The organism is Roseobacter sinensis (assembly GCF_025755255.1).
GTDB lineage: Bacteria > Pseudomonadota > Alphaproteobacteria > Rhodobacterales > Rhodobacteraceae > Roseobacter > Roseobacter sinensis.
Window position 1 is genome coordinate 212,459 of the sequence record NZ_JALIEB010000003.1, and the last position, 21,849, is coordinate 234,307.

Annotated in this window: 20 protein-coding genes; 13 read left to right on the top strand and 7 right to left on the bottom strand. The window is 62.8% G+C overall.

Annotated features, from left to right (window positions below; translation table 11 throughout):
* Positions 1 to 191 precede the first annotated feature (191 nt).
* The 4 genes from MUB52_RS06290 to MUB52_RS06305 all read left to right on the top strand — a co-directional run bounded on the left by MUB52_RS06290 (position 192) and on the right by MUB52_RS06305 (position 3,535).
* A complete protein-coding gene (locus MUB52_RS06290; RefSeq protein ID WP_263843347.1) occupies positions 192 to 608 on the top strand; it encodes a DUF2852 domain-containing protein in 417 nt (138 codons plus the stop codon).
* A 65-nt stretch (positions 609 to 673) separates the two neighbouring features.
* On the top strand, positions 674 to 1,111 hold the full coding sequence (locus tag MUB52_RS06295; protein ID WP_263843348.1) for an RDD family protein: 438 nt from the start codon (positions 674 to 676) through the stop codon (positions 1,109 to 1,111).
* 67 nt (positions 1,112 to 1,178) lie between these two features.
* Complete coding sequence (locus tag MUB52_RS06300) at positions 1,179 to 1,997, top strand: arginyltransferase (protein ID WP_263843349.1); 819 nt, start codon at positions 1,179 to 1,181, stop codon at positions 1,995 to 1,997.
* Between the two features lie 137 nt (positions 1,998 to 2,134).
* Positions 2,135 to 3,535: a poly(ethylene terephthalate) hydrolase family protein gene (locus MUB52_RS06305; protein ID WP_263843350.1), complete on the top strand. Its 1,401-nt coding sequence runs from the start codon at positions 2,135 to 2,137 to the stop codon at positions 3,533 to 3,535.
* Between the two features lie 70 nt (positions 3,536 to 3,605).
* On the opposite strand, the gene MUB52_RS06310 is transcribed toward MUB52_RS06305, so the two are convergent.
* The 3 genes from MUB52_RS06310 to MUB52_RS06320 all read right to left on the bottom strand — a co-directional run bounded on the left by MUB52_RS06310 (position 3,606) and on the right by MUB52_RS06320 (position 8,146).
* Positions 3,606 to 5,960: a TRAP transporter large permease subunit gene (locus MUB52_RS06310; RefSeq protein WP_263843351.1), complete on the bottom strand. Its 2,355-nt coding sequence runs from the start codon at positions 5,958 to 5,960 to the stop codon at positions 3,606 to 3,608.
* Positions 5,961 to 6,001: 41 nt separating this feature from the next.
* Positions 6,002 to 6,934 carry a TRAP transporter small permease subunit gene (locus MUB52_RS06315; protein ID WP_263843352.1) on the bottom strand — a complete coding sequence of 311 codons (933 nt, stop codon included), beginning with the start codon at positions 6,932 to 6,934 and terminating at the stop codon, positions 6,002 to 6,004.
* A 123-nt stretch (positions 6,935 to 7,057) separates the two neighbouring features.
* Complete coding sequence (locus MUB52_RS06320) at positions 7,058 to 8,146, bottom strand: TRAP transporter substrate-binding protein (protein WP_263843353.1); 1,089 nt, start codon at positions 8,144 to 8,146, stop codon at positions 7,058 to 7,060.
* 251 nt (positions 8,147 to 8,397) lie between these two features.
* On the opposite strand from MUB52_RS06320, the gene MUB52_RS06325 reads away from it, so the two are divergent.
* From MUB52_RS06325 to ilvN, 6 genes are all read left to right on the top strand, one after another.
* Positions 8,398 to 9,819: a cache domain-containing protein gene (locus tag MUB52_RS06325; protein WP_263843354.1), complete on the top strand. Its 1,422-nt coding sequence runs from the start codon at positions 8,398 to 8,400 to the stop codon at positions 9,817 to 9,819.
* Positions 9,816 to 10,466 carry a response regulator transcription factor gene (locus MUB52_RS06330; protein ID WP_263843355.1) on the top strand — a complete coding sequence of 217 codons (651 nt, stop codon included), beginning with the start codon at positions 9,816 to 9,818 and terminating at the stop codon, positions 10,464 to 10,466. The genes MUB52_RS06325 and MUB52_RS06330 overlap by 4 nt, the downstream gene beginning before the upstream one ends.
* A gap of 54 nt (positions 10,467 to 10,520) precedes the next feature.
* Positions 10,521 to 11,243, top strand: coding sequence for a methyl-accepting chemotaxis protein (locus MUB52_RS06335; RefSeq protein WP_263843356.1), 723 nt, complete (start codon positions 10,521 to 10,523; stop codon positions 11,241 to 11,243).
* Positions 11,244 to 11,554: 311 nt separating this feature from the next.
* Positions 11,555 to 13,306, top strand: coding sequence for an acetolactate synthase 3 large subunit (locus tag MUB52_RS06340; protein WP_263843357.1), 1,752 nt, complete (start codon positions 11,555 to 11,557; stop codon positions 13,304 to 13,306).
* The gene (locus MUB52_RS06345) at positions 13,306 to 13,815 is read left to right on the top strand and encodes a hypothetical protein (protein WP_263843358.1); all 510 of its coding nucleotides are present in this window, start codon (positions 13,306 to 13,308) and stop codon (positions 13,813 to 13,815) included. Before MUB52_RS06340 ends, MUB52_RS06345 begins: the two co-directional genes overlap by 1 nt.
* Positions 13,803 to 14,363, top strand: coding sequence for an acetolactate synthase small subunit (gene ilvN / locus MUB52_RS06350; protein ID WP_263843359.1), 561 nt, complete (start codon positions 13,803 to 13,805; stop codon positions 14,361 to 14,363). Before MUB52_RS06345 ends, ilvN begins: the two co-directional genes overlap by 13 nt.
* Before the next feature lie 5 nt (positions 14,364 to 14,368).
* On the opposite strand, the gene MUB52_RS06355 is transcribed toward ilvN, so the two are convergent.
* Complete coding sequence (locus tag MUB52_RS06355; protein ID WP_263843360.1) at positions 14,369 to 14,632, bottom strand: hypothetical protein; 264 nt, start codon at positions 14,630 to 14,632, stop codon at positions 14,369 to 14,371.
* A 283-nt stretch (positions 14,633 to 14,915) separates the two neighbouring features.
* On the opposite strand from MUB52_RS06355, the gene MUB52_RS06360 reads away from it, so the two are divergent.
* The 3 genes from MUB52_RS06360 to MUB52_RS06370 all read left to right on the top strand — a co-directional run bounded on the left by MUB52_RS06360 (position 14,916) and on the right by MUB52_RS06370 (position 17,256).
* Positions 14,916 to 15,746, top strand: a complete 831-nt coding sequence (locus tag MUB52_RS06360) for a helix-turn-helix domain-containing protein (RefSeq protein ID WP_404818195.1) — start codon at positions 14,916 to 14,918, stop codon at positions 15,744 to 15,746.
* A gap of 110 nt (positions 15,747 to 15,856) precedes the next feature.
* Positions 15,857 to 17,017 (top strand): aromatic ring-hydroxylating oxygenase subunit alpha, encoded by a 1,161-nt coding sequence (locus MUB52_RS06365; RefSeq protein WP_263843362.1) that lies wholly within the window; start codon positions 15,857 to 15,859, stop codon positions 17,015 to 17,017.
* Positions 17,014 to 17,256 carry a hypothetical protein gene (locus tag MUB52_RS06370; RefSeq protein ID WP_263843363.1) on the top strand — a complete coding sequence of 81 codons (243 nt, stop codon included), beginning with the start codon at positions 17,014 to 17,016 and terminating at the stop codon, positions 17,254 to 17,256. The genes MUB52_RS06365 and MUB52_RS06370 overlap by 4 nt, the downstream gene beginning before the upstream one ends.
* On the opposite strand, the gene MUB52_RS06375 is transcribed toward MUB52_RS06370, so the two are convergent.
* The 3 genes from MUB52_RS06375 to MUB52_RS06385 form a co-directional block, all read right to left on the bottom strand.
* Positions 17,229 to 18,014 carry a DUF2189 domain-containing protein gene (locus MUB52_RS06375; RefSeq protein WP_404818196.1) on the bottom strand — a complete coding sequence of 262 codons (786 nt, stop codon included), beginning with the start codon at positions 18,012 to 18,014 and terminating at the stop codon, positions 17,229 to 17,231. The two genes, MUB52_RS06370 and MUB52_RS06375, sit on opposite strands and share 28 nt — an antisense overlap.
* Before the next feature lie 68 nt (positions 18,015 to 18,082).
* Positions 18,083 to 19,207: a peptide chain release factor 2 gene (gene prfB / locus MUB52_RS06380; RefSeq protein ID WP_263843364.1), complete on the bottom strand. Its 1,125-nt coding sequence runs from the start codon at positions 19,205 to 19,207 to the stop codon at positions 18,083 to 18,085.
* An 80-nt stretch (positions 19,208 to 19,287) separates the two neighbouring features.
* A complete protein-coding gene (locus tag MUB52_RS06385) occupies positions 19,288 to 21,843 on the bottom strand; it encodes a penicillin-binding protein 1A (protein ID WP_263843560.1) in 2,556 nt (851 codons plus the stop codon).
* Positions 21,844 to 21,849: the final 6 nt, after the last annotated feature.

The window sequence follows — 21,849 nt, forward strand, 5'->3', positions numbered from 1 at the left end:
GGACAACGGGAAGCACAGGCAAAAAGACCGTAGCCAAATACCTGTTTTCAAACCGTTTCTCTAAAAAATGTAAAAAACATTCACATCGCCCCTTGCAAGAGCGGCGCCATGTGCCAATCTTAACAATGTGAAAGACATTCACATCCCGGCAAATCCGAGGATCCCACACACGCAAACAGAAAGGCACGTCAATGACCACCGCCACTCAAGTCACTCCCCTGCCCAGCCAGCCCGGTTGGTTCACCCGCGCCGAGACCTGGCTTGATTCCAAAGGCAAGGGCGCGTGGATCGCGGCCATGGTCTTGGGTTTCGTCTTCTTCTGGCCCGTGGGGCTCGCCCTTCTCTTCTACATGATCTGGAGCAAACGCATGTTCACATCCTGCAGCCGTAAGACCACTTCGATGCGCCATGGCATGCGCGCCATGCGGCCCAGCGGCAACTCGGCCTTCGATGCCTACAAGGCCGACACCCTGCGCCGGTTGGAAGACGAGCAGCAGCAGTTCGAGGCCTTCCTGGAGCGCCTGCGCGAAGCGAAGGACAAGGCGGAGTTCGATCAGTTCATGAACGACCGCGCCCAGAAGAACGGCGACACCACCGCCGAAGCCTGATCAAGGAGCGTGCCGGGGCGACCCGGCACAGCCTGTTTCAAAGAACCAGACCCAAGGCAGATGCGATGGCCCCCCCCGATCCTCAGGCACAGCCCGACTTCTACAAGGATGTTCCGCTCAAGCGCCTGTTGGCCTGGGCGGTCGATGCAACGGTGACGGCGCTGGCCTGCCTGATCATCCTGCCTTTCACCTTCTTCACGGGGCTTTTCTTCTTTCCCCTTCTGTTTCTGGTCGTTGGCTTCCTCTACCGGATGGTCACTCTGGCCAACGGATCGGCCACCTGGGGCATGCGGCTCTTCGCGATCGAGCTGCGCCGCCCGGATGGGACGCGGCTTGATGCCGGAACGGCCTTTGCGCATACGCTTGGATATTCGGTCAGCTGTGCGATAGCGCCACTTCAGTTGATTTCCATCGTCATGATGGCCACGACCGAACGCGGTCAAGGTCTCACCGATCACGTCTTGGGAACAGTGATGGTCAATCGCCGGGCCGAAGCGGCCTGATCGGCAAACTTCGGCTTGGCGGCTGGCGCGGGTCTTGTTATCTTCCGGTTGTAAAAGCTGGAATCCCATGCGCCACACGTTGCCAATCGCCCCGCAGTTTTATGTAACTGCCCCGCAGCCCTGTCCGTATCTGGACGGGCGGATGGAGCGTAAGCTGTTCACGGCACTGCAGGGCGAAAACGCGGACAAGCTCAACGACAGCCTGTCGCAACAGGGGTTTCGGCGCTCGCAGAACGTGCTCTACCGCCCTTCCTGCGCGGAGTGCTCCGCCTGTCTGAGCGCGCGTATCGATATCGCGGCCTTCAAGCCCTCGCGCAGCCAGCGCCGCACCGCCAACCGCAACACGGACCTCAAGCGCCGGGCCACCTCGCCCTGGGCCTCCGAAGAACAGTACGAGCTCTTCCGCAGCTATCTCGACAGCCGCCATGCCGAGGGGGGCATGGCTGATATGGACGTGTTCGAGTTCGCCGCGATGATCGAGGAAACCCCGATCCGCAGCCGTGTGGTGGAATACACGGACAAGGAGACAGGTGCGCTCATCGGCGTGAGCCTGACGGATGTGCTCGCCGATGGCCTGAGCATGGTCTATTCCTTCTACGCCCCGGACGAGCAGAAGCGGTCCTTGGGCACTTACATGATCCTTGACCACATCGACATCGCGAAAGAAGCCGGGCTGCCCTACGTCTATCTTGGCTACTGGGTGCCGGGCAGTCAGAAAATGGGCTACAAGTCCAAGTTCTCCGGACTCGAGGTCTATGTGGGCGGCAGCTGGCAGAAGATGACCGACCCCAGCGCCTTCTCGGCGGATATGCATCCGCTGTCGACCGATCCGATTGCAGAGCAGGTCGCCAACATCCACCTGCCCGACACCCGCCCGACGCGGTAGCAGCATCGGTCAGCGCTCGGCGCCTCACCTTTCATTTTCCTGTCGTGAACATCTGTTTTCTGTGGCGAATGGCGGGCCACTACACTTTATTGGTGTATGTGCGTTAACGCTCACATCAAGACGGGAGAGGACATCTGATGAAATTGACCTTACTGACGACAACCGTCGTCGCCACGGCCGCGGCAACCTCGCTGGCAGCGCAGAACAGGATCGACGGCCAATCGCCGGACGCACCGGAGCTGGCCGCCTATGGCGCTCTGCCCGTCGGGGTGCGGCAACTGGACTTCGTGAACCCCGATCAGATCGACATCCTCTCCATCGACCCGGCGGGCGACCCGCCCGCGGACTTGCCAAGGTACGACCGCCCGCTGACGGTCGAGATGTGGTACCCGGCCGCTGAGGGCGCGAGCGGCGAGACCTCGCTCAACGCCTATCTGCGGGATGGCACGACCGAGGTCACCCTGGAAGGCCGCGCAGTGCGCGACGCAGCTCCGGCGGCAAGCGGCGAGCCCTTCCCGCTGCTGATGCTCAGCCACGGCTATCCCGGCAATCGCTTCCTGATGTCGCATCTGGCGGAGAACCTCGCCTCGAAGGGATATGTCGTCGCCTCGATCGACCACACCGACTCCACCTATCGGGACCAGTCCGCCTTTGGCTCGACACTGGTCAACCGACCGCTCGATCAGTTGTTCGTGCTCGAACAGATGGCGCAGCTGAACACCGACGGCGGCTCGGAGTTTGCGGGGCTGATCGACGCCGACAACACCGGGCTCATCGGCTACTCCATGGGCGGCTATGGCGCCATCGTGACCGCCGGCGGTGGTGTCACGGAAACCTCTGTCGGCTATCCGTGGGGCGGGCCGCAGGGCACGCTGGGCATCCATCAGGCGGGCAGCGAGACCCATGAGGCGCTGCCGGATCCCCGCATCAAGACCGCCGTCGCGATCGGGCCCTGGGGTATGAACACCGGGTTCTGGGATGCCGAGGGGCTGGCCGGGATCGAAATCCCGATGCTGTTCATCGCCGGATCGGAAGATGCCACCTCGCTCTATGAAGAGGGGATCCGCGCGATCTGGGAGGGGGCGAGCAGCGTCGACCGCGCGCTTCTCACCTTCGACGGGGGCGGTCACAACACCGTGGCGCCGATCCCGGCCCCGGCCGAGAGTTTCTATTTCAACGACCGGCTCGGGTTCAACGTGTCCGAGCACTACACCGACTCGGTCTGGGATACGGTCTTCATGAACAACGTGGGCCAGCATTTCCTCACCGCCTGGATGGATCTGGAACTGAAGGGCGAGACGGAGAAAGCCGCCTATCTGGATCTTCTCGACATCGGCAGCGAGGGGCTGTGGTCGGTCAACGCGGATGGCAGCTTGCGCGATGACCACACCTATTGGAAAGGCTTCGCTGAAGGCACCGCCGATGGCCTGCGCTACGAGGTCCTCGAGGCAACGCCCCCGGCCGTGCCGCTCCCGGCCTCGGCCTGGCTGCTCATCTTTGCGCTTGGCGGGCTTGGGGTGATGCGCCGCGCCCGCTGAGCCATTCCGGAACCGATCACAGAAAAAGGGGCCACGCGGCCCCTTTTTCTGTTCGTTGATCAGACCGCCGTCAGTTCGGGATCAGATCCGGAACCAGGGTCACGATGCCCGGGAAGGTCCAGAGCAACGCCAGACCGGCCACCTGGATCAGCACGAAGGGGATGATCCCGCGATAGATATGCCCCGTGGTCACCTCCTTCGGCGCGACCCCTCGGAGATAGAAGAGCGCAAAGCCGAAGGGCGGCGTCAGGAACGACGTCTGAAGGTTGACCGCGATCATGATCGTCACCCACTTGGGGTCGAAGCTGCCGCCATAGATCACCGGCCCGACGATGGGGATCACGATGTAGATAATCTCCAGGAAATCAAGCACGAAGCCCAGCACGAAGAGCACGATCATCACGATCAGAAAGACCTTGAACTCATTGTCGAAGCTCTTGAGGAACTGCTGGATGTAGTGCTCGCCCCCGAAGGAGATCACCACGAGGTTCAGAAGCTGCGAGCCGATGAGGATGGTGAAGACCATGCTGGTAACCTTCGCCGTCTCGCGCACGACCGGGCTCAGAACGCCCGAGGTGTAGAGCACCCAGCAGGAGAACAGCAGGCCGAAGAGCGCATAGAGGTAGGCGGCATAGGCCACGATGAAGGCGAACCAGCTTTCAAAACCCACGTTGCCGTTGTTGATGCGCAGGTCGAAGTTGATGCCCACGAGGATGCAGACGATGATCGCCAGCGTCGCCCAGATGATCACCTTCGGCGTGCGATCCTGATCCTTGAGCTTGCGGTAGGCGGCGAGCATGATCGCGCCCCCTGCCCCAAGGGCGGCCGCTGGTGTCGGGTTGGTGATGCCGCCGAGGATGGAGCCCAGCACCGCGACAATCAGCACCAGCGGCGGGAAGACCACGCGGATCAGCTCGTTTTGCGCGCAGATCTTCGTGGCATGCGTCACACCGTACATGAGGGCGGCAAAGGGCAGCGCCATCAGTGCCGCCATCGTGCCCGAGCTTGTGGCCGGCCCGACCATGATGATGTCGACCAGCAGCATCAGGATGGCTCCCACAGCCCCGATGATCAGCGGCTGCGGCGGCGCGGACGGCGACACGCCGCGGGCCGTGGTCAGGAACAGCGAGGTGAGCACGATGATGATGCCAATGCCGGTGCCGATGGGGGCAGCATTCGCGATCTTGGCCGCGCGCGCCTCGGCCAGTTCCTCTTCGGAGAGGGCGCGGGAGGCCTGCACGCCGCCCGCCTCATTGATGGCCGCCTGCTCCGCCACGGCAGCGTCCCAGGCCGCCTGCCCGTGCAGCTCGATCATCGAGGCCTCGCATTCCGGCCCGACATTGGTGCGCAGCGACGCGCCCTCGCCGATGTCCGAGAACCGCGAGACGGTCGTGGATTGGTCGCCGATCACGTTGAGATTGCCCAGCAGTATGGCCCCGACGACAATCGCCAGCGGTGCGCCAAGGAACCAGGTGAAGGCCTCGTTGCGGGTGACCGGCTCGGCGTTGGTGCTGCCCATTTCGACCGCGGGCGCATTGTCGGGGTTCAGAAGCGCATAGCCGAAGGCATAGAGCGCATAGAGCAGCGCCAGCATGATGCCCGGCAGCAGGGCCGCCTGGAACAGGGTGCCGACCGAGAGCACCGCGGGCTCGCCAAGGTAGGTCAGCGCGTCGGTACAGCCGGCAACGGTCGCGCGCTGCTCCTGCGCCGCCGAGTAGAGATCGCCCGCCAGGGTGCCCAGCAGCACGATGACGATGGAGGGCGGGATGATCTGCCCCAAGGTCCCGGACGCGGCAATGACACCGGTCGAGAGCTCTGACGAATAGCCATTGCGCAACATGGTCGGCAGTGCCAGCAGCCCCATGGTCACCACCGTCGCGCCGACGATACCGGTGGAGGCGGCGAGGAACGCACCCACAACCACGATGGAAACGGCCAAGCCACCCGGCAGCGGGCCGAAGACGCGCGCCATGGTGGTCAGCAGGTCGTTCGCGATCTTGGAGCGCTCCAGCGTGATGCCCATGAGCACGAACATCAGCACGGCAAGCAGTGTCTCGATGGACTGTCCCGCGAGGACGCGCTCGTTCATGCGGTTCACCACGAAGGAGACATTGCGGTCGAGCGCCGTCTCCCAACCTTGTGGAAAGACCGGCAGTTCGACCCGCGGCAAGTCAGGGTATCGGAAGACGGAGATGGTATCGGGCTTCACGCCGGAGTTCACCAGATCCCGGTAGACCTGGCTGCCGGTGTCGATGGCCTGGTGGATGAGCAGCCCGGCGCTGTCGAGGGCGGCGATGATCCCGAAGGAGATCACCCCGGCACCCGCGATGGCGAACGCCACCGGAAAACCCGAGAGGATGCCGCCGAACAGGCAGATGAAAACGATGATCAGGCCAACTTCTACGCCGTCCAGTCCGAAAAACATGAGTTCAGTCCCTCATTGCGCTGCGTATGTCGCGGCGTCCGTTAGTGTGTGCCTTCGTAGGCCTCTTCGCCCTCGCCCAAGCTGTCGCGGTCGAGGTACTTGTTCTCGCTCTCCGGGCCTTCCTTCCACTCCAGGTACGAGCGGAAGAACATCGCCACGGCTTGCAGGAACACCATCGCGGTGAAGGCGCAGAGCAGGATCTTGAAGAGGAAATAGCCGTTGAAGCCGTTCGGGCTGAAGCCGATGGTCTCGACATTCCAGCGCAGCGCGCGGGACTTCAACAGCAGCCGGTCCAGTGTGTCGGAGGCCGAGGGGTTCGGCACGATCAGGTGGCGCCACAGGAAGAACCAGCCGTAAAGCCAGATCATCACCGCTACCGGCATCATGAAGAACACGGCGCCGAACATGTCGATGACCTTCTTGGTGCGGAAGGCGACGGCGGAATAGACCAGATCGACCCGGACGTGGCCGCCCTGTACGAAGGTGTAGGCCATGCAGAGGCAGACCACCATCGCGTTGTAGAGCTTCAACTCTTCCGCGAACCAGCTGATATCGAATTGCAGCGGGATGCCGAAGCCGATGGAAATGTCGGGCCGGGTGAAGATCCGCTGCATGAAAACGATGACGATCTGCTGGATCACCATCAGGAGCCCCGCCCAGGCGAAGAACCGGCCGACGGTATTGGCAAAACCCTCCAGCGCCCGAACGCAGCCCCAGAGGAATTCGTTCCGCCACAGGCCGACCGCAAAGACGATCAGGAAGGCGGTCAAGACGACAAAGAAGAATTCAACCGATCCGCCGTAGTAGACGAAGCGCATGATCGCTTCCTTGTTCGACCAGTCGAGCCAGAGCGAGGGATGCGTGATCGCGTAGAAGAAGTTATAGACCGACAGGCCGATGTTGGCGAAGAACCAGAGCACCCCATCGACGATGATGGAGAATGAGCCTACGGCTTCGCTTGCGTCGTTTTCCATATGTCCCCCTCCCTTGTTGCGCGCCTCTTCTCACGCTGCAAGGTCTCGCCCGGATGTCAGGCCCGCAGGCCTGCGTGGTGAAAGGGGCCGCCTGCCGCAGCCCCTTCCGGTGTGATGGTTCGATCAGCCGTTGGCCAGCACGCGGTTGCGCTGTGCCACGTAGAAGCCGTCAGACTTGAGCAGCCAGTCGGAACTTTGCGCCAGCGACTCCTCGAAGGATCCGCGGATCTTGGCAAAGATCTCGTCGCCCATGTTCTCGTCCATGACTTTCTTGGAGGCCGCGCCGAAGGCATCCCACACATCGTCCGGGAATTGCAGGGTTTTCACGCCCTGTGCCTGCAGCCGTGCCAGTGCCGCGCCGTTGTTGGCCAGGGTTTCGGCCAGCTGGGTGTGCGTGGTCGCCATGGCGGCGTTGGAGATGATCGCCTGATGCGCGGGGCTGAGGTCGTTCCAGACGTCGAGGTTGCAGGCCGCCGCCAGCGCGGAGCCCGGCTCGTGGAAGCCCGCAGTATAGTAGACTTTCGCCACTTCCTGGAAGCCCGCGCGCTCGTCCGCGAAGGGGCCGACCCATTCCAGGCCGTCCAGTGCGCCGGAGCTGAGCGCCTGATAGAGTTCGCCACCCGGGATGTTCTGCACGGATGCGCCCAGCTCGCCGAGCACCTTGCCGCCGAGACCCGGCATGCGGAACTTCAGGCCGTTGAAGTCGGAGGCGGAGTTGATCTCATTCCGGAACCAGCCACCGGATTGCGAGCCCGAGTTGCCGGCAATGAAGGACTTCAGATTGAAGATTTCACCCAGCTCGGTGTGCAGCTCGTGGCCGCCGCCGTGGTGATACCAGTTGGTCACTTCCTGTGCGGTGCCGCCGAACGGCACGGCTGTGAAATAGGCATAGCCCGGGTGCTGACCGATGAAGTAGTAATCGGCCGAGTGGTACATGTCGGCCTGACCGGACGAGACCGCATCGAAGACTTCGAACGCGCCCACAAGCTCGCCCGGCGCCTTCTTGTCGATGGTCAGCGTGCCATCGGACATCGCCCCGACCATCTCTTCGAAGTAGGTCGCCGCATCGTCCAGAACGGCGAAGCCGCGCGGCCAGGATGTCACCATTGTCAGAACGCGGTTGCCTTGTGCAATCGCAGGTGCGGCCAGTGTCGTGGCCGCGGCGGCAGACCCGCCCAATGCAGATGTCTTCAGAAATGAACGACGGTTCATCTTGGATAATCCTCCCAGATATGTCGCCCGTGGCGCGGAAGTTCGCCCGGGTCGTTTCGAGTGTGGCCACACTAGCGAGCCGGATTTCAAATGAAATACCTACTACTGCGTAGATCGGCAGCATTTGGGCCAATTTGGTCATATTTTTTGGCCGATTTTCAGCGGCGCGTCACCATCCCTCGTCGAATCGTCACCGGGATCGGGCGCGATCTGACTTTGATTCGCCCCAATTTCCACGTAACCAGTCTGCCATGAAACGGATTGGTGCTCTTTTCCGCCCCAGCTATGCACAAAAGCTGTCGCTGGTGGCCACCGTCCCGCTGATTGCGGCGGTGGCGGCGATTGCCGTGCTGGTGGCCTACCAGTCCCGCACCTTGGCCGAGCGCGAGATCAAGGCGCTGGAGACCCAGCTTCTGGAAGCGAAGAAGGCCGAGCTCGCCAATTACGTCACCCAGGCGCGCAACGGGTTCTACTTCATCTATGGCAACGCCGCGCCGGATGATCAGGAGGCACAGGACCGCGTGGCCCAGATCCTCTCGGCGATGATCTATGGCACGGACGGGTTCTTCTTCGTCTACGACTACGATGGCACCAACCTAGTCAGCCCGCGCCAGACCGAGATGATCAACCGCAACTGGTCGGGGCTCGCCGACAGTGAAGGCACCCCCATCGTTGATGAGCTGATCACCATCGCGCGCTCCGGCGCGGGGTATCACAGCTATCTCTGGCCCAAGCCTTCCACGGGCGAGGAAGCGCGGATGATCACCTATGTGACCAGCTTTCCCAGCTGGCGGTGGGCTGTGGGAACGGGCGTCTTCATCGACGATGTGCTCGCCACCGTGGCCTCTGCGCGCGCGGATGTGGAGTCGCGGGTGCAACGCACGTTCTTCTATATCGGCATGATCACCCTGGCCGCCCTGCTCGCTGTCTTCCTCACGGGCATGGGGCTGAACATCCGCGAACGCAGGCTGGCGGATGCGAAGTTGAAGAACCTGACCCAGCGCGTGCTCGACGCGCAGGAGGAAGAGCGCGGGCGGGTGGCGCGCGAATTGCACGACGGCATCAGCCAGCTGCTGGTCGGCGTGCGCTATGCACTGGACACCGCGCGCCGCAAGCTCGACCGCGGCGATGCCAGCGCAGCCGATCCCTTGAAGAAGGGCATCGAGACATTGGGCGAGGCGATCTCCGAGGTGCGGCGGATCAGCCGTGATTTGCGCCCCGGCGTGCTCGACGACCTTGGTCTCGGTCCCGCGATCAAGGCGCTGGCCGACGACTTTCAGGAACGCACGGGGCTCGAGGTGAGTTTCCAGACGGTGGTTTTCCGCAACCGGCTCGACGGCGAGGCCAAGATCGCCATGTACCGCATTGCGCAGGAGGCCCTCACCAACATCGAGCGGCACGCCCACGCCAGCCACGTCAAGATCGACCTGCGCGGCCACAAGAAAGGCGCGACCCTGCGGATCGAGGACGACGGCCGTGGCCTGCCCGAGGACGGCCCGACCGGGGGGCTGGGGCTGCGCAACATGCAGGAACGTGTCGAACAGCTCGAAGGTCACCTGCGCCTGTCGAAGCCGCGCGGGCGCCCCGGCACCATCATCGAGGTGAGCGTGCCGCTCTCGCACCTGCTGCCGCCCGAACCCGAAACACCCAGCCGCCCCAAAGTCCCCGCATGACCGCACAGACCCCGATCAGAATCCTCATCGTCGACGACCACCCGATGGTCGCCGAAGGCATCCAGTCGATCCTCGAAAGCTACGACGACATCCACGTGGTCGGCACCTGCAACACGGCGCGCGATGCGATTGCCCAGGTGCCGGTACTCGACCCGGACGTCATCCTCATGGATCTGAACATGCCGGATATGGGTGGCCTCACGGCGACCGAGATCATCCTCGAACAGCGTCCCGACACGCGCATCCTAGTGCTGTCGATGCACGACAGCCCGGAATACATCTCCTCCGCGCTCAGCCACGGCGCGATGGGCTACGTGCTCAAGGACGTGCCGACGGATGAGATCAAACAGGCCATCGATGTGGTGATGTCCGGCGAGCGCTACCTCTGCACCGGGGCGCGCGGATCGCTTGAGCCCAAGCAGAACGACGCGCGCGAGGCGCTCACGGGGCGCGAGCAGACGATTCTGCTGCAATTGGCGCAGGGCAAATCGAACAAGGAGGTCGCCATCGCGCTCGACATCTCGGTGCGCACCGTCGAGACGCACCGCAAGAACATCAAGCGCAAACTGGGCATCTCCAGCACGGCGGGGCTGACCCGATACGCGCTCGAGCACGGGGTTCTGCAGGGAACCGGCGCAAGATTCTGATCAGGCGGTCAACCGTTCAAGTTTTGTTAAGTGCACACGGTCTAGACCGAGGGCATGACCATACAGACCGAGATCACGACGCCTGACGCGGCGACCATCGACACCCTCCCCTTTCGCACAGCCATCGACCGCGTGGCGACGCTGCGCACGCTGGTCATGCGCATGGCGCTGAAGGTCAGCCAGCTCGCTGCCGACCCCACGGAGGAGCAGCGCGCAGCCCTGAAAGAGGATGCGGAGGCCCAGGCCGGGACGCTGCGTCATACCCATGACGTGCTGTGCGGCAAGGCCATATTCGACGACCTGCCCGAGGCGCTGAGCGCCTGGCTTGCCACGGTCGCGCAGGACCAACGCGGTGGTCTCACGGCGATTGCCCGCATGGCCGATATGACAGACGGCCTGCGCGACACTGCCGAGGAGGGCGACGCGGCGGAGCCCGACGGTCTCGACACCTATGTGGCTTACGCGCAGGGTGATTTTTTCGACGCGGTCACCGCGCTGACCGAGCACATCTGGGTCCAGGTCGACGACGGTCGCGCAACGCAACTCGAACGTGCGATGCAATCGGCCACGCGGCTTGGCGAAGGACTCAGCCGGCTTGAGCGCATCGGCAAATACGTCCGCTCCATGTCGATCAACGCCTCCGTCGAGGCCTCGCGCGCCGGTGAAGCGGGCAAGGGCCTCGCCATCATCGCCCAGGAGTTCAAGGTCCTGGCCGAAGAGGTGCAGGAGCTGACCTACTCCGCCCGCCAGGACATCGAGAGCATCGAGAACTCTTGAGGCTGACTGCCTGATTTTCGCAAAATGTCGTCGAGGCGGCCTGTCGCGAAAGGAAGTGACGCAAATTTATTCTCCTGCGACATATTTTTTTGCGCAATAGGTCCTTGACGGCCCTAACCGCCACTTTTAAGGTCCCGGCAGCACGAAGGAGCCATCTGGCATGACACCTCTAGTCGTCATCGTAGGACACACGCGCATGGGCCGGTAACGGTAGACCATCCTCTGACCCATGCGCCCCCGTCAAAATCGGGGGCTTTTTTTTGCGCAAACGGGAGCAAGCGGCCAGCACGGGCCACCACGGAGTGAAAGATATGAAACGGCAGATGTCCGGAGCAAAAATGATTGTCCAGGCCTTGATCGATCAGGGCGTGGACACCGTCTTTGGCTACCCTGGGGGCGCTGTACTGCCGATCTACGACGAGGTCTTTCAGCAGAATGCCATCCGCCACATCCTCGTGCGCCACGAACAAGGTGCGGTGCATGCGGCCGAAGGTTATGCGCGCGCCACCGGTAAGCCGGGTGTTGTGCTCGTGACCTCCGGCCCGGGAGCGACGAATGCTGTGACCGGGCTGACCGACGCGCTGATGGATTCGATCCCGATCATCGTTCTGACGGGCCAGGTGCCCACCTTCATGATCGGCTCCGATGCCTTTCAGGAGGCCGACACCGTTGGCATCACACGCCCCTGCACCAAGCACAACTGGCTCGTGAAAGAGACCGATGCGCTCGCGGGCGTGATCCACGAGGCCTTCCACGTGGCGACCCATGGCCGCCCGGGGCCTGTGCTGGTCGACATCCCGAAGGACGTGCAGTTTGCGACCGGCACCTATCAACCGCCGAAGCCCTCGGTGTCGCACTACCAGCCGAAGCTGAAGGGCGACATGGAAGAGATCACGGAGCTGGTGGCCGCCATGGAGAAGGCCAAGAAGCCGATCTTCTACACCGGCGGCGGTGTGATCAACTCCGGCCCCGCGGCAAGCCAGCTGTTGCGCGAGTTGGTGAAGGCGACGGGCTTCCCGATCACGTCGACGCTCATGGGGCTCGGCTCCTACCCGGCCTCGGGGCAGAATTGGCTCGGCATGCTCGGCATGCACGGGCTCTACCAGGCCAATATGGCGATGCATGATTGCGACTTGCTGATCAACATCGGTGCGCGCTTCGACGACCGGATCACCGGGCGCATCGACGCCTTCAGCCCGAAATCGACCAAGGCGCATATCGACATCGACCCGTCCTCGATCAACAAGGTGATCAAGACCGATATCCCGATCGTCGGCGATGTGGGCCACGTGCTCGAAGACGTGCTCAAGGTCTGGAAGTCGCGCGGACGCAAGACAAACTCGGAAGCACTGGCCAAATGGTGGGCGCAGATCGAGGAGTGGAAGACCGTCGACTGCCTGAAGTTCACCCAAAAGGGCAAGGTGATCAAACCGCAGCACGCGCTGGTCCGACTGGAAGAGCTGACGAAAAAGCACGACCGCTACATCTGCACCGAGGTGGGCCAGCACCAGATGTGGGCCGCCCAGTATCTCGGCTTCGAGGATCCCAACCGCTGGATGACCTCCGGTGGCCTCGGCACCATGGGCTATGGCTTCCCGGCCTCCATCGGTGTGCAGATCGCGCATCCGGATGCGCTGGTGATCAACGTGGCGGGCGAGGCCAGCTGGCTGATGAACATGCAGGAGATGGGCACCGCGGTGCAGTACCGCCTGCCGGTCAAACAGTTCATCCTCAACAACGAGCGCCTCGGCATGGTGCGCCAGTGGCAGGAGCTCTTGCATGGCGAGCGCTACTCCCACAGCTGGTCCGACGCCCTGCCCGACTTCGTCAAGCTGGCCGAGGCCTTCGGGGCGAAAGGTATCCTCTGCTCCGACCCCGCTGATCTCGACGATGCGATCATTGAAATGATCACCCACGACGGCCCGGTGATCTTCGACTGCCTGGTCGAGAAACACGAAAACTGCTTCCCGATGATCCCCTCCGGCAAGGCCCACAACGAGATGCTGCTCGGCGAAGCCGAGACGCAAGGGGTGATTGATAGCAAGGGGAGCGTGTTGGTGTAATGGCCGTCCTCGCTTGGCTGCCAATAGTCTTGTCCTTACTTGCAATTACGTCTTCATTGGCACTCGGTATTTGGGCCGCGCGGGACAGGACCGCCAACTTTCGCATCTCCCGCGAACGCGAAATCTTCACTTGGGCGGAAAAGACGCTGGGACTTATACCGGATCTAAAGAGCGGCGAAGCTGAGTTGGTTGCTAGGGCACGCACTGCCCTCGCAGTTCAGATTGATATAGGGCGCTTGCTGTTTCCAAATGACCGAAGTACAGATTTTGGCAAGGACAAGCATCCACTGAACCGTGGATTCAGGAGCAAGGTCTTGGACCCGCTTGTAGCTATGCACGAATACCGGCCACCCAAAGGCAAAACATCTGACGATCGCTTTGACACCTATGTGAAAGACTTCATTTTCGAAGTAAGCCAGCACTTCCCACCAGTGAAAACCAACACTTCGCCCGAATACCTCACCCAGTGGCACAATAAGACCAGAGGACCTTCCAAATGTCCCCCCTAAAAATCAAAAAAGGCTCCTCCAGCCACTCCGCCTACAATCTGCGCCCCACGTTCTCCGATGTCGTCGAGCGGCATACGCTGGCGGTGCTGGTCGAGAACGAACCGGGGGTTCTAGCCCGCGTGATCGGGCTCTTCTCTGGGCGCGGCTACAACATCGACAGCTTGACCGTCGCCGAGGTCGATCACACCGGGCACCTCAGCCGCATCACCATCGTGACCTCGGGCACGCCGCAGGTGATCGAGCAGATCAAGGCGCAACTCGGACGCATCGTCTCGGTCCATGATGTGCATGATCTGACGGTCGAGGGCGCCAGCGTCGAGCGGGAGTTGGCGATGTTCAAGGTCGTGGGGCAAGGCGACAAGCGGGTCGAGGCGCTGCGGCTGGCCGACATCTTCCGTGCCAATGTCGTCGACAGCACGCTCGAAAGCTTTGTCTTCGAGATCACCGGCGCGCCGGACAAGATCGATGCCTTTGCAGACCTGATGCGCCCGCTGGGCCTCGCAGAGGTTGCGCGGACAGGCGTCGCTGCGCTGTCTCGCGGTGAATAGAGGCCTCAGGCCTCCGAAACCCGAAGCGGTTCCTGCGGCAGGCGGGCACTGCGCGGCTCGAAGGGGATCACCTTCGCCGTTGTCTGCGCCCTGACCGCGGACGAGGCGCTCTGGCGCAGCGCCTCGGGCAGCCCTGCCCCGGCCTGCTCCACGACCAGACGCGGATTGTGCGCACGGCGCATCGAGGACTGTACCTCCATGTCGAATTGCACCACATCCCCCGCGTCGAAGAACGCATCCGACTGGAAAAAGTCATCTGCTGAATTCAAAAAAGCCAAATCACCCTGATCTTCGCACCAAATTACCGCTTTGCGGTCCGATGCGTCGCTCCAGAGAACAACGCCAATCATGTCACGTCCAATCCTTCTGCCTGCACTATATTGGTACCAAGAAGTTAACGATCCAGCACCTCATAAAATGAGCACCGTACGCTTGGAATTTGTGTCGCTCTGATCTAAGGTTGACACAAATACGAACTGCACCTGACGCTTATTGGCGTCAAAACCGCAATTCAACCAGAAAACAGTTAGGGGTCGCGGCATACCAACGCGTATGCTGCGGAGAGCACGGGGCCGAAGGACACGCATGTCGTTGACCGCCAGATCACCAGCGCAGCTGCGCAGCATGTTCGGCTCTAATCTGCGCAGGCTGTCGTCCGACTACGCGTCGATCTCGGCGCTGGCGCGCGACCTCGGCATCAACCGCACCCAGTTCAACCGCTATCTCAGCGGTGAGAGCTTCCCGCGGCCGGACGTTCTGGCCCGCATCTGCGAATTCTTCTCAGTGGACGCGCGCGTGTTGCTGGAACCGGTTGACCAGATCAGCCCGCGCACCGGCCCGATCTCGAGCGAGTACCTGCGCGATTTCATGGGGCCGACCGTTCATCCGGTCTCGGAGGAGGAGCTGCCCAGCGGGTTCTATCAGTTTGCGCGCCGCAGTTTCGTGCGCAACGACCAATATGTCCGCGGCCTCGTGCTGATCAAACGCGATGGCGATAACACCTTTCTGCGCGGTTTCGAGCCCAAGATCGCCATGGCAATGCAGGGGATCCCGGCGGATGCACGCGCCCGCGAGTACCGCGGGTTCATCATGCACATCGAAGACGGCTTTGCGGCGACGGTGGCGCGGCGCAACGGCATGACCGCCTCGTTCAACTATCTCAGCCGGGTGACCTCCTTTCAAAACAATTTCTGGGTCGGCTACGTGGCGCGCACCGTCCGCGAGAGCTCGTCCGGGACCCGCATGACGCGCCTGGTTTACGAATACATCGGTGACTCGGTCGGGCGCGTGCTGTCCTGCGCGCGCAACGCCGGTTTCTGCCAGCTCGATGAGCTGATGCCGTTTCATCAGCGGCTCTTGCAGCCCAACGATCCGTTCCGCTAGTCCGCATTCGCATGCCCGCGGGTGTCGCCTGCGGAAAACTCGGGTCGCTCCGAGCCGCGCGACGGGCCCCTTTTGGCGTATCCTCGAGGCAGAACCGCAGGAGAGCCACCATGGATCAGGCCCCGACCGATCTGTCGAATGTCTGCCGCCCCATTGCCGAGGCCAACGGGCTGCCGAACGCGCATTACACCGACCCGGCTGTCTTCGAGGAAGAAGGACGGGCGCTTCTGTGCGACGGCTGGTCCGGTCTCGCGGCCGAAGCGGATGTCCCCGAGATTGGCGACGCGGTGCCGCTGGAGTTTCTGGGCATGCCGCTCTTGCTTCTGCGTGACCGGCAGAACAAGGTTCGTGTGTTTCAGAATATCTGCCGTCACCGCGGCATGATCCTCGTCTCGGAACCGCGCCGGATCGACGGCGCCATTCGCTGTCCCTATCACAGCTGGTGTTACGCCACCGATGGCCGCCTGGTCAGCACGCCGCATGTGGGCGGTCCCGGCCAGAACCAGCACGACGGTATCGACCGCACGCTGCTCGGCCTGATCGAAGTGCGCAGTCACATCTGGATGGGCCTCGTCTGGGTCAACATCTCGGGCACGGCCCCTGCCTTCGAAGACGCGAATGCGGCGCTGCTGGAGCGATGGGCCGAGTTCGACAAGCCGGTCTACCATGGCGGCGCCAACAGCCGGTTTACGCTCGATGTCGCCTGCAACTGGAAGCTGGCGGTCGAGAATTACTGCGAAAGCTACCATTTGCCCTGGGTGCATCCCGGCCTCAACAGCTATTCGCGCCTCGAGGATCACTATCATATTGAAGAGCCGGGGCTTTTCTCGGGACAAGGCACGCTGGTCTATCGGCAGATCAAGGGCGATGGCGGCCAGGTCTTTCCCGATTTCGACGGGTTGAGCGCCAAGTGGGACACGGCGGCGGAATACATCACCGCCTTTCCCAACGTGCTGCTCGGCGTGCACCGCGACCACGCGTTCGCCATCATTCTGGAGCCACAAGGCACCGCCAGGACCCGCGAGCATGTGCATATCTTCTATGCCGCGCCCGAAACCGACGAGGCCCTGCGCGCGCGCAACGCCGTGCAGTGGAAGGAGGTCTTTGTCGAGGATGTCTTCGTGGTCGAGGGCATGCAGCGGGGCCGCCACGCGGTCTCGTTCGATGGCGGACGGTTTTCGCCGGCGATGGATGGGCCGACACATCTGTTTCACGCCTGGGTTGCGGCGCGGCTGACGGCCAGCCGCAGCCGGGCTCGGGCCGCGGAATGAGCGATCTCGATGCGCGGCTGCGCGCCGCGCATGAGGCGGGAGACGGCGCGGCACTCGTGACGCTCTACCGCGAGGCTGCTGAACAGGCGCCAGACGACGACGCGCGCGCCTTCTATCTGACCCATGCCTATGTCTTTGCGCTGGAACTGGGGTCGCCTCACACCGATGCCCTGCGGCTTGCCTTGATCACCATGGGGCGCGAGCCCGCCGGTCAGGGCGTCGCGGCCAGCAACCTGTAGAGGTGCCAGGAGGCATGCCCGAGCCAGGGCAGCACGATCCAGAGCCCCAAGAACCCCGGCAGCAGTGCTGCGAAGCTGAGAAGGGCGATCAGAGCCGCCCAGCTCAGCATGACCCCCGGCGATTGCCGCACCACACCGATGCTGGTGATCATCGCGGTGATGAAATCGATCTCGCGGTCCAGCAACAGCGGCAGGCCGATTACGGACATGGCATAGATCAGCAGCGCGAACACGCCGCCGACCACCGTTCCGAAGGCCAGCATGCTGAGGCCATTCAAGGTGAGAAACACCTCGTAAGATGTTGAAATATTTGTCATCGTGCTGAGCCCGAGGAAGAGCGCGAAGATCATGTGTCCGAGGAAGAACCAGAACATGAAGATGACCACCATCATGGTGCAGAGCGAGGGCAACTGGCGCAGGCGCTGTTGCCAGATCACCCCGAAGACCGCGCCGGGCGGCACAGGCAGCCCCAACTCGAGCCGGCGGGACACCTCGTAGAGCCCCACAGCGGCAAACGGGCCCAGCAGCGGGAAGCCGATGGCTGCGAGCACCAGCCAGAAGGTGTGCCCGGTCACTGCCGTGACCGCGACCATCACCCAGCCGACAATGATGTAGAAGCTCGCAAAGGTCAGCCCATAGAAGGGATGGCGGCGAAAGTCCTGCGCACCGCGGCGCAGCGCCTCCTTCAAGTCCTCGAATTGAGGCTTGCGAAGCTCCGGTGCGCCGAGGTTCATCTCGGCTGTTGCATCTGATGCCATGGCGAATCCTCCCTCTCCTCTCAGGCCGAATTATAGCACGAGCGAGGGTCGTAAAGGCCAGACGTGGGTCAGCCGCTTTGCGCCTCTGCCCGCGTCTTGCCCGAGACATCCAGCGCCAGGGTCGCTGCCATGAAGCCATCGAGATCCCCGTCAAGCACGCCCTTGGTGTCAGAGGTCTCAAAGTTGGTGCGCAGATCCTTCACCATCTGGTAGGGCTGCAGCACATACGAGCGGATCTGATTGCCCCAACCCGCATCGCCCTTGTTCTCATGCGCCTCATTGATGGCGGCGTTGCGCCGGTCGAGCTCCATCTGATAGAGCCGCGACTTCAGCGCTTTCATCGCGATGTCCCGGTTCTGGTGCTGCGACTTCTCGGAGCTGGTGACCACGATTCCGGTGGGATGGTGGGTGATCCGCACAGCGGAATCGGTCGTGTTCACGTGCTGACCACCCGCGCCCGACGACCGATAGGTGTCGATGCGGATATCGGCCGGGTTCACTTCGATGTCGATGTTGTCATCCACCACCGGATAGACCCAGACCGATGTGAAGGATGTGTGCCGCTTGGCCGCCGAATCAAAGGGCGAGATCCGCACCAGCCGGTGCACGCCGCTTTCGGACTTCAGCCAGCCATAGGCATTGGGCCCGCTGATCTTGTAGGTCGCCGACTTGATGCCCGCCTCGTCGCCCGCACTTTCGGATTGCAGCTCGACCTTGTAGCCCTTCTTCTCCGCCCAGCGGACATACATGCGGGCCAGCATGGCGGCCCAGTCGCAGCTCTCGGTCCCGCCAGCGCCAGCATTGACCTCGAGGAAGGTATCGTTGCCATCCGCCTCTCCGTCGAGCAGCGCTTCGAGCTCCTTCTGCGCCGCCTTCTCTTCCAGCGCCTTCAACGCGGCCTCGGCATCGGCGACGACCTCGGCGTCTTCCTCCATCTCGCCAAGCTCGATCAGCTCGATATTGTCGCTGAGTTCCTGCTTGATACCGTCGTAGGTCTGCATCGCGTCGACCAGCGTCTGGCGCTCGCGCATCAGCTTTTGCGCGGCCTCCGGGTTGTCCCAGAGATTCGGGTCCTCGACGCGGGCGTTGAATTCCTCGAGCCGGAATTGCGCCGTTTCCACATCCAGGCGCTGCGCCAGCAACTCCAGCGACTTTTCGATCTTTTCAACGGTATTCTGTGCGTCAGCGCGCATTGCAAATGCCCTTGGCCTGAGATGTGACAGAGGTGATAAACCAGCCCCCCGCCAGCGGCAAGGGAGCCTGGACGCCTGCGCTAGTAAAGCCCGCCGGAACTGAGCGTGCCGAAGTCGGCTTTGGGCCCCACGGTCGCGGTCTCCCCGGTCGAGGTGGTCACCTGTTCGGTCTGGCGCGCGCCCACTTCGGCCACCAGCGGCAGGTTCTGCCCCATGGCAAACCCGCCGTCATAGGTAATGCCGAAGATCGGCTGCTCGCCTTCGCGGAAGTATTCCGCCACCACGGCCTCGCCGGTTGCCGCATCGCTGAGACGGGCGCCGGTGAACCGGTCGATCTTGATGAAGCGTCCGCCGGGCGGCACCTCGAACGGCCCACCGCCGTATTTCGTGGTGGCCTGCTCCATGAAGGCCTGGAAGACCGGGCCGCACATACTGCCTCCGGCCGCACCGCGGCCGAGGCTGCGCGGCTGGTCATAGCCGATGTAGCAGCCCGCTACGATATTGCTGGTGAAGCCGATGAACCAGACGTCCTTTGCATCATTGGTGGTGCCGGTCTTGCCCGCCGTGGGCACCGGCAGGTTCACCGTGCGTGCCGCCGTGCCGCGGTCGACCACGCCCAGCATCATCGAGGTCAGCTGATAGGCGGTGATCGGGTCCATCACACGCTCGCGGTTCGAGATCACCTTGGGCGCGAGCCCGCGATCGAGGTTTGCCAGCTCACAGTCATAGCAGAGCCTGTCGTCGTGACGGTAGATCGTCTTGCCATAGCGATCCTGCACACGGTCGACCAGGGTGGGCTGCACCCGCTCGCCGCCGTTGGCGAACATCGCGTAAGCGGCGACCATCTGGTAAAGCGTTGTCTCTTCCGAGCCCAGCGAGTTCGCCAGGAAGGTGCCCATGTTGTCATAGACCCCGAAGCGCTCGGCGTAATCGGCCACCACATCCATCCCGATCTGCTGCGCGAGCCGGATGGTCATGAGGTTCCGCGATTTCTCGATGCCGGTGCGCAGCGGTGTCGGCCCGTAGAACTCGCGCGTCGAGTTGCGCGGACGCCAGAGCCCCTGCGGCGTGTTCACTTCGATGGGGGCGTCCACAACGATGGTTGCAGGCGAATAGCCGCTGTCGAGCGCTGCGGCATAGACGAAGGGCTTGAAGCTCGAGCCAGGCTGCCGCTTGGCCTGGGTGGCGCGGTTGAAGACGCTCGCCTGGTAGGAAAAGCCGCCCTGCATCGCGATCACGCGGCCGGTGTTGACGTCCATCGCCACAAAGCCGCCCTGCACTTGCGGGACCTGGCGCAGCGACCAGCGCACAAAGGTGCCATCCTCATCCGAGGTGATCGCGCGCACGTGCACGACATCGCCGACCTCCAGCAGATCTCCCGCCACCTGGGCCTTGTTGCCGACAGTGCCGTCCTGTGACCGCTTGCGCGCCCAGGTCACATCCTCGGCGGCGATGAAATGACCATCCTCGTCTTCGGTCACGCCTTCGATCCCGATGCGTGCAGAGGTCTCGCCCACCGACAGGACAACCGCGGGGTACCAGGGGCCGTCGAGCTCGATGTCGCGCGCCATCTCCGTGGCGGCCAGAGCAGCGCGCCAGCTCTCTTCGGTCTCCAGTTGTGCGGGATCAAGCTTGACCCGCGCCTCGCGCCAGATCCCCTGTGCGCGGTCATAGCGTTCGAGCTCGCGGCGCAGCGCCTCGGCCGCGACGGGCTGCATTTCCTGATCAATCGTCGCACGCACCGTCAGACCGCCGGTGAAGAACTCGCCTTCGCCAAAGTTCTCGGTCAACTGGCGCCGAATCTCATCGGTGAAGTAGTCGCGCGGCGGCAGCTCGGCCTTGAAGCTTTCGAAATCGCCGTTCTGGACCGAGCGCAGCGGCGCGTTCAGCTCGGCCAGCAGCGTCTCCTGGCTGATATAGCCGTTCTCCATCATCTCCTTCAGCACGAAGTTGCGGCGCGCCAGCAGCCGCTCTTTCTGGCGGACGGGGTGATAGTCGCTCGGGGCCTTGGGCAGAGACGCCAGAAAGGCCGCCTCATGCGGCTCCAGATCGCTCAGCGGCTTGTTGAAATAGGTCTGGCTGGCCGCGGCCACGCCATAGGAGTTCTGACCGAGGAAAATCTCGTTGAGATAGAGCTCGAGGATCTGCTCCTTGGTCAGCGTTTCCTCCAGCCGGGCGGCGAGGATAATCTCCTTGATCTTGCGTTCGGCGCGCCGGTCGCCGGACAGCAGGAAGTTCTTCATCACCTGCTGCGTGATGGTCGAGGCACCGCGCACGTCCTGCCCGCGCGACATCACCGCGTCATAGGCCGCGGCCGCGATCCCGCGCAGGTCATAGCCTTCATGCTGATAGAAATTCTTGTCCTCGGCCGAGATGAACGCCTGTTTCACCAGATCGGGGATCGTCTCGGCCGGTGCAAAGAGCCGTCGTTCCTTGGCAAATTCGTCGATGATCTGACCCTGGCCCGAGTAGATCCGGCTGATCGTGGGCGGCGCGTATTGCGCCAGCGACTCGTGGCTCGGCAGGTCGCGCCCATACATCCAGAACACGGCCCCGACGGCCAGGGCAAGCATGACCACCGCCATCGTCACCATCGTGAAAATGCCGCCTAAGAAGGAGAGGATAAACCGAAACACCGTGAA